Source organism: Streptomyces sp. NPDC054796, assembly GCF_053611545.1.
Genome location: NZ_JBSHAO010000119.1, coordinates 1 through 7,961, shown reverse-complemented (window position 1 = coordinate 7,961; position 7,961 = coordinate 1). Strand labels below are relative to the sequence as shown.

Annotated in this window: 7 protein-coding genes; all 7 read left to right on the top strand. The window is 72.4% G+C overall.

Annotation, left to right across the window (positions count from 1 at the left end):
• Positions 1 to 423: 423 nt before the first annotated feature.
• The 7 genes from ACWGJ2_RS39760 to ACWGJ2_RS39730 all read left to right on the top strand — a co-directional run bounded on the left by ACWGJ2_RS39760 (position 424) and on the right by ACWGJ2_RS39730 (position 7,911).
• On the top strand, positions 424 to 1,278 hold the full coding sequence (locus ACWGJ2_RS39760; RefSeq protein WP_453351289.1) for a sugar phosphate isomerase/epimerase family protein: 855 nt from the start codon (positions 424 to 426) through the stop codon (positions 1,276 to 1,278).
• On the top strand, positions 1,275 to 1,916 hold the full coding sequence (locus tag ACWGJ2_RS39755) for a TetR/AcrR family transcriptional regulator (protein ID WP_453351288.1): 642 nt from the start codon (positions 1,275 to 1,277) through the stop codon (positions 1,914 to 1,916). The genes ACWGJ2_RS39760 and ACWGJ2_RS39755 overlap by 4 nt, the downstream gene beginning before the upstream one ends.
• A 212-nt stretch (positions 1,917 to 2,128) precedes the next feature.
• Positions 2,129 to 3,982 carry a dihydroxy-acid dehydratase gene (gene ilvD, locus ACWGJ2_RS39750; protein ID WP_453351287.1) on the top strand — a complete coding sequence of 618 codons (1,854 nt, stop codon included), beginning with the start codon at positions 2,129 to 2,131 and terminating at the stop codon, positions 3,980 to 3,982.
• A 71-nt stretch (positions 3,983 to 4,053) separates the two neighbouring features.
• Entirely contained in the window at positions 4,054 to 4,632 is a 579-nt protein-coding gene (locus ACWGJ2_RS39745; RefSeq protein ID WP_453351286.1) for a hypothetical protein, read from the top strand.
• Between the two features lie 159 nt (positions 4,633 to 4,791).
• Positions 4,792 to 5,220 (top strand): ArsR/SmtB family transcription factor, encoded by a 429-nt coding sequence (locus tag ACWGJ2_RS39740; protein WP_453351285.1) that lies wholly within the window; start codon positions 4,792 to 4,794, stop codon positions 5,218 to 5,220.
• A 92-nt stretch (positions 5,221 to 5,312) separates the two neighbouring features.
• Positions 5,313 to 5,516, top strand: a complete 204-nt coding sequence (locus ACWGJ2_RS39735; protein WP_453351290.1) for a hypothetical protein — start codon at positions 5,313 to 5,315, stop codon at positions 5,514 to 5,516.
• A gap of 145 nt (positions 5,517 to 5,661) precedes the next feature.
• Entirely contained in the window at positions 5,662 to 7,911 is a 2,250-nt protein-coding gene (locus tag ACWGJ2_RS39730) for an MMPL family transporter (RefSeq protein WP_453351284.1), read from the top strand.
• Positions 7,912 to 7,961 lie beyond the last annotated feature (50 nt).

Here is a 7,961-nt window from a genome sequence, read left to right as displayed (position 1 = left end):
CGCCCGAGGAGACACCCCGGCGCGGCGCCGACCCCCACCACACACGGGCCCCATATCCACGGTCCGAGCCATGAATCACGCGGCGCCAGCCGCGTCGCACCGTCACCACACGCCGCGCCGAAGCCACCGGCCCGCACCGGACCCGTACCGCAGGGCGGCGGCACGGCAAATGTTGTGGGCAATCGTCCCGCTGGCGGGACGGGTGGGCACAACCCGTGCCACCGGCCCCCAACACGCGAACGAAACCCCAAGAGGCACCAGGCAAGGCGCACCCCTGCGAGAAACGGGCACCCCGTGTGGCCTTCACCCCGCACCCCGTGAAGGGGCACACCACGGTGAAGGGGCAACCCTGTGTTTCCTTGCGCACCCCGCGAAGGGGGTCCGCTCCGGTTCCGGGGGTCGGGGGGTTCTAGGCTGTCTGTCGTGGTCCCTCCAGCATCCGTGCCCGCCGCGAAGGTCGCCCTCTCGACAGCCTCCGTGTATCCGGAGTCAACCGCGACGGCCTTCGAGATCGCCGCACGACTCGGCTACGACGGCGTCGAGGTCATGGTGTGGACCGACCCCGTCAGCCAGGACATCGAGGCCCTGCGCCGCCTCTCCGACTTCCACGGCGTCCCCGTCCTCGCCGTACACGCCCCGTGCCTGCTGATCACGCAGCGCGTCTGGTCCACGGACCCGTGGGTCAAGCTCCAGCGTGCCCGCTCGGCGGCGGAGCGCCTGGGCGCGTCCACGGTCGTCGTGCACCCGCCGTTCCGGTGGCAGCGCTCGTACGCGCGCGAGTTCGTGCGCGGCGTGTGGCGCATGGCGGACGAGACGGACGTGCGGTTCGCCGTCGAGAACATGTACCCGTGGCGCTACCGCGACCGCGAGATGATGGCGTACGCGCCGGACTGGGACCCCACCCAGGACGACTACCGCCACTTCACGATCGACCTGTCCCACACCGCGACGTCCCGCACGGACACCCTCGCGATGCTGGACCGCATGGGCGACCGGCTCGGCCATGTCCACATCGCCGACGGCAACGGCTCCAACAAGGACGAGCACCTGGTGCCGGGCCGCGGCAAGCAGCCCTGCGCCGAGCTGCTGGGGCGGCTGGGGACGAACGGGTTCGACGGTCACGTCGTCGTCGAGGTCAACACGCGCCGTGCCATGTCGGCGGCCGAGCGTGAGGAGGATCTCGCGGAGGCGCTGGCGTTCACCCGGCTCCACCTCGCGGCGTCGGCGTCGACGCCCGGCCCCCGTCACGGCCCGCCCCACGGCGAGAGCCGGTCATGACACCGGGGCCCGCCCCCCGCAGCCCCCGCAAGCGCGGTCGCCCCGCCGCCGCGGAGCGCGTCGAGGGCGAGCCCGGCACGCGTGAGCGCATCCTCGGCTCGGCCCGCGCGGAGTTCGCCGACCGGGGCTACGACAAGGCGTCGATCCGCGCGATCGCGCGCGGCGCCGAGGTGGACCCGGCGCTGGTGCACCACTACTTCGGTACCAAGGAGCAGGTCTTCACGGCGGCCGTCGAGGGCGCCTTCGCCCCCGCGCTCCCCATCCCCGAGATCGTCGTCTCCGAGAACCGGGAGGACGTGGGCGAGCGGCTGGTCCGTTTCGCGTTCGGGATCTGGGAGAACGCGCTCACGCGGGAGCCGCTGCTGGCCATCATGCGCTCGGCCGTCAGCAACGAGACCGCAGCGGGCATCCTGCGCGGACTCATCACGCGCCAGCTGGTCTCGCGCGTGGCGGACGAGGTGGCGGGCCCTGACGCGACGCTCCGCGTGGAGCTGGCGGTGTCACAGCTCGTGGGTGTGGTGATGCTGCGCTACGTGATCAAGCTGGAGCCGATCGCGTCAGCGCCGTCCGAGGAGTTGATCGGCCGCCTCGCGCCCGTCGTGCAGAGCCACCTCACGGGCGCCGCGCCCCACCCGTAGCCCCGCCCGTAGCCCCATCCGGGACCCACGAGGACGAGAGGGGAATTGCCCGGAGAGTGAGCGGTGTGTCTCATTATCCGGTCCCTGTGTCCAGATCTTGGTCCGCTGGGCGTACGCTCGAAGGCCACTGGCAGCACTGACACACGTGGCGCGGCGCACCGCCATACGCGGCGCACCCACCCGCCCACGGCACACAAGGGAGTGGAGCAGCCATGCCCGAGCTGAGGTCCCGCACCGTCACCCACGGCCGCAATATGGCGGGCGCCCGAGCCCTCATGCAGGCGTCGGGCGTAGCGCGTGAGGACTTCGGCAAGCCGATCATCGCGGTGGCCAACAGCTTCACGGAGTTCGTGCCGGGCCACACCCACCTCCAGCCCGTCGGCCGGATCGTGAGTGAAGCGGTGAAGGAGGCCGGGGGCATCCCGCGCGAGTTCAACACGATCGCCGTCGACGACGGCATCGCGATGGGCCACGGCGGCATGCTGTACTCGCTGCCGTCCCGCGATCTGATCGCGGACTCGGTCGAGTACATGACCGAGGCCCACTGCGCCGACGCGCTGATCTGCATCTCCAACTGCGACAAGATCACGCCCGGGATGCTGATGGCCGCGATGCGCCTGAACATCCCCACGGTCTTCGTCTCTGGCGGCCCGATGGAGTCAGGGCAGGCCACGCTCGTCAACGGCGAGGTCCGGAAGCTGGACCTGATCACCGCCATCTCGGACTCCGCGAACGACAGCGTCTCGGACGAGGACCTGCTGCGTATCGAGGACAACGCCTGTCCGACGTGCGGCTCCTGCTCCGGCATGTTCACGGCCAACTCGATGAACTGCCTGACCGAGGCCATGGGCCTGGCCCTCCCCGGCAACGGCTCGGTGCTGGCCACCCACACCGCGCGCAAGGCGCTGTACGAGGACGCGGGCCGCACCGTCGTCCGGCTCGCCGAGCGCTACTACGGTCAGGACGACGAGACCGTCCTGCCCCGCAACGTCGCGGGCCGCGCCGCCTTCGAGAACGCCATGGCACTGGACATCGCCATGGGCGGTTCGACGAACACGATCCTGCACCTGCTGGCGGCGGCCCAGGAGGCCGGTCTCGACTTCACGATGTACGACATCGACCAGCTCTCGCGGGCCCTGCCCTGCCTGTCCAAGGTCGCGCCGAACGTCGCGCCCGGCGGCACGTACTACATGGAGGACGTGCACCGCGCGGGCGGCATCCCCGCCATCCTCGGCGAGCTGTACCGCGGCGGCCTGCTGAACGAGGACGTGCACTCCGTGCACTCGCCTTCGCTGGCCGACTGGCTGAAGAACTGGGACATCCGCGGCGGCTCCCCGTCGGCCGAGGCCACCGAGCTGTTCCACGCGGCCCCCGGCTGTGTGCGCTCCGCGACCGCCTTCTCGCAGTCCGAGCGCTGGGCGACGCTGGACACGGACGCGGAGGGCGGCTGCATCCGCGACGTCGAGCACGCCTACTCGAAGGAGGGCGGCCTGGCCGTCCTCTACGGCAACCTCGCCGAGAACGGCTGCGTCGTGAAGACGGCGGGCGTCGACGAGTCGATCCTCACCTTCCGGGGCCCCGCCGTCGTCGTGGACTCCCAGGAGCAGGCGGTCGACGCCATCCTGAAGAAGCAGGTCAAGGAGGGCGACGTCGTCGTCATCCGCTACGAGGGCCCCAAGGGCGGCCCCGGCATGCAGGAGATGCTGTACCCGACGTCCTTCCTCAAGGGGCGTGGCCTGGGCAAGGCGTGCGCCCTGATCACCGACGGCCGCTTCTCCGGCGGCACCTCGGGCCTGTCGATCGGCCACGTCTCGCCGGAGGCGGCGGGCGGCGGCAAGATCGCGCTGGTCGAGCAGGGCGACGAGATCTCCATCGACATCCCCAACCGCACCATCGAGCTGTGCGTCTCCGACGAGGTGCTGGCCGAGCGCGAGGCGGCCCTGGGCGGCGTCTACGCGCCCGCGGACCGCGAGCGCAAGGTCTCGACGGCGCTGCGCGCGTACGCGGCCATGGCCACCAGCGCCGACAAGGGCGCGGTCCGCGACCTGGGCCAGATCGGCGGCTGACGCCGGACGTTTCTCCGTGGGGCCCGCACCGGGCGACTGGTGCGGGCCCCGTGCTGTGGATAATCGGACCCGTGCCCAGCAACGAAGAGCCGCGTGAAGCGGAGCCGCGCGACGCAGCCACCCCCGAGGACCGCCGCGACGCCCAGGACGCCCGCGACCCCCAGGCGCCCCGGCCCGAGCCGCTGCGCTTCTACGGCACGACGTGGGTCGACCACTCCGGCGGCTACGCGCTGCGCCGCGCGGCCCTCGCCCTCGGCGCGCTGCTCGCCGCAGCGGTGGGCGCCCTCGTGCTGCGGTTCGCCTACGAGGGGCTGGCCATCGCGGAGGTCGGCGGCTGGGTCAGCATCATGATCGTCGTCGCCTTCGCCGTGTGCAGCTCGCTCGCCTTCTCGCGCACCCTCGGCGCCTACTCCCGGCGCGCCGACGAGTCCGGGCCCGCGACCCCCGACTCCTCCCTGCGCAGCGTCAAGGCCATCGGCTTCATCGGCGTCCTCCTCGCCTACGCCCTGCGCACCTTCGTCGAGGCGCCGGGCGAGCGCCTGCGCCGCGCCGAGTACGAGGAGGCGCTGGCCCGCCACGAGCGCCTGCGCGCCGCGCGTACGGGCAACCCCTCAGCGCGGAAGCGGAACAAGCCCAAGCGGAAGCGCTGACCTCCCCTTACCCCCCATAATCCCCCCTTGGCGCTCCCCCTCGACCCTGCCCCTTTTAGGGGAGAACCCTGACCTGTCCCCGACATGTGTCAGCTTTTCTTTACGCCCCCTCCGGCGCCTGTCAGCTTGGGCTTACACCCGAGAACGAGAGGGGTCGCGATGAGCGCGATCGAGACCCCGGCGGGGGACGAACTGCTCAAGGTCCTCGCCGCGCTCGGCAATCCGCACCGGCTGCGGATAGTCGCCGCGCTGAGCGAGGGCCGGAACTACGTCAGCCGCCTCGCCCGCGAGATCGGCATGAGCCGCCCGCTGCTGCACATGCACCTCCAGCGGCTGGAGGCGGCCGGACTCGTCGTCGGCTCCCTCGAACTGTCCGAGGACGGCAAGGCGATGAAGTTCTTCGACGTGGTGCCCTTCACGTACGAGCTGTCCCCCGCCGCCATCGCCGAAGCGGCCCGCACCCTCAGCGATCCGCAGGCGCCGCAGCACCAGGCGCCGCACGCACCGCAGCAGGACCCCCAGGCACCGCGCACACCGGACGTGCCGCAGGAGCAGGAGCAGGAGCAGGAGAAAGAGGAAGCGACGTGAACGGACAACTGGCCGCCGACGCGGTCACCAGCGCGGCCGACCCGGCAGGGGTCTGGGCCGCAGGGCTGGGCACCGCCGGTGTCTTCGCCCTGATGATCGTGCTCGTCTGGCAGATAGCCGCGACGTGGCGCGCCCGGATGCTGGCGGCCCGCGAGGAGCAGTACAAGCGCCTGGCCGGCAAGTACGCGCAGCTCCTGGAGGACAACGTCGAGCTGCACCGCCGCAGCATCGAGGAGCTGACGGAGACCCGTAAGTCCCTCACCTCGATGGAGAAGATGATGCGCGAGATCGAGTGACCCGTGTGCGTACGCGAGCCGTACGCACACGCACGCACCAGGCGCGCGCGTACGGCCGGGAGCGGCAACTCCCGGCCGTACTCATGAGCGCTCCACGTCCCGCGAGGCCGTCGCAGAACCCGCACTCACACCAGGGAGACTACCCATGCCCGCATCCGGGCCCGTGCCCCGTAAGCGCCCTCCCACCGCGCCCCGCCCTCCCACCGCGCCCCGCCGCCCCGCCGCCCGCCTCGCCGCCCGTATCGCGGCGGCACCCGGCGGGCGGCGCACCAAGTGGCTCGTCCTGGCGGCCTGGCTGCTGCTGACCCTCGCGCTCGGCCCCCTCGCGGGCAAGCTCGGCGAGGTCGAGGAGAGCGGCGCCAACGCCTTCCTCCCGCGCGGCACCGAGTCCGCGAAGGTCAACACGGAGCTGGAGAGGTTCCGCGGGGACGACGAGGTCATGCCCGTCGTCGTGGTCTACTCCCGCGACGGCGCCCCCGTCACCGCCGCCGACCGCGCGAAGGCCGCCGACGACCGCCGCGCCCTCGCCGGAGCCGTCGCCGGGGACGCGCGCGCCACGGGCCCCGTCCCCTCCGAGGACGGCGAGGCCCTGATGCTCATCGTCCCGCTGGCCCACGAGGACGAGCTGGGCAACACCGTCGAACGCGTCCGCGCCACCGTCTCCGCCAACGCCCCGCCCGGACTCGACGTGGCGGCCGGCGGCCCCGCGGGTTCGCTCATGGACTCCGTCGAGGTCTTCAGCGATCTCGACGAGGCCCTGATGCTGGCCACGGGCGCCGTCGTCACCGTCCTGCTGCTGCTCACCTACCGCAGCCCGCTGCTGTGGCTCTTCCCCGTGTTCGCGGTCGGCTTCGCCGCCGTCCTCACGCAGGCGGGCACGTATCTGCTCGCGAGGTACGCGGGCCTGCCCGTCGACCCGCAGAGCGCGGGCATCCTCATGGTGCTGGTCTTCGGCGTCGGTACGGACTACGCGCTGCTCCTCATCGCCCGCTACCGCGAGGAACTGCACCGCCACGAGGACCGGCACGCCGCCATGCGCCTCGCCCTGCGCCGCTCGGGGCCCGCCGTGCTGGCCTCGGCGGGCACGATCGCCGTCGGCCTCGGCTGCCTGGCCCTGGCGGACATCAACTCGTCGCGCTCGCTGGGCCTTGTCGGCGCCGTGGGCGTCGTCTGTGCGTTCCTCGCCATGGTCACGGTGCTGCCCGCGCTGCTGGTGGTCACCGGGCGCTGGGTGTTCTGGCCCTTCGTGCCCAGGTACGGCACCGAGCCGCGCGAGGCCCGCACCGTCTGGGCCCGGGTCGGCGCGGCCATCGCCCGCCGTCCGCGCTGGTCGTGGCTGATGTCCATCGGCGTCACCGCCGTCCTCGCGCTCAGCGCAAGCGGCATCTCCATGGGCCTCACCCAGGAGGAGATGTACCAGGACAAGCCCGAGTCCGTCGTGGCCCAGGAGCGGATCTCCGCGCACTTCCCCTCCGGCTCCTCCGACCCGGCGACCGTCGTCACCCGTACGGAGGAGGCCGACGCCGTCGCACGCGCCGCCTCGCGCGTCCCCGGCGTCGAATCGGCCCGCAAGGGGGACGCGGGGGACGAGGGGCGCAGCGGGGACGGCTCGCTGACCACGCTCTCCGTCGTCCTGCGGGACGCGCCGGACAGCGCGGCGGCCAAGGAGACCGTCGACCGGCTGCGTACCGAGGTCCACCGGGTCGAGGGCGCCGACGCGCTCGTCGGCGGCACCACGGCCGAGGCCCTGGACACCCAGCGCGCGGCGGGCCGCGATCTGACGACGGTCATCCCGGCCGTCCTGCTCGTGGTGCTGCTGGTGCTGATCTGGCTGCTGCGCTCCCTGGTGGCACCGGTACTCCTGCTGGCCACCGTGGTGCTCTCCTACTTCGGTGCCCTCGGCGCCTCGCACCTGCTCTTCACGCACGTACTCGGCTTCGCGGGCACCGACTGGTCCATCCCCCTGATGGGCTTCGTGTTCCTGGTGGCACTGGGCATCGACTACAACATCTTCCTGATGACGCGGGTGCGCGAGGAGGTCGCGGCCCGAGGCCACGCCGGGGGCGTGCTGACGGGCCTGGCCACCACGGGAGGCGTCATCAGCTCGGCGGGCATCGTCCTGGCGGCCACCTTCGGCGTGATCGCGTCGCTGCCCCTGGTGACCATGGCCCAGATGGGCGTGCTGGTCGGCGTCGGAGTGCTGCTGGACACCTTCCTCGTCCGCACGGTGCTGGTCCCGGCCCTGGCCCTGGACGTCGGCCCCCGCCTCTGGTGGCCGAGCCCGCTGTCGCGCCGGACCGCGGAGCGGCGGCCGGACCACGCCGCCGATGGCTTCCCCGTCGAGCACCCGGAGCGGGACCGCACGCCGCACGCGGGGCGCGCGACGCGGCCGTAGCGCCACGCCCCGCGAGAAAGGCGCGGCCCGGCGGTACGTAACCGCCGGGC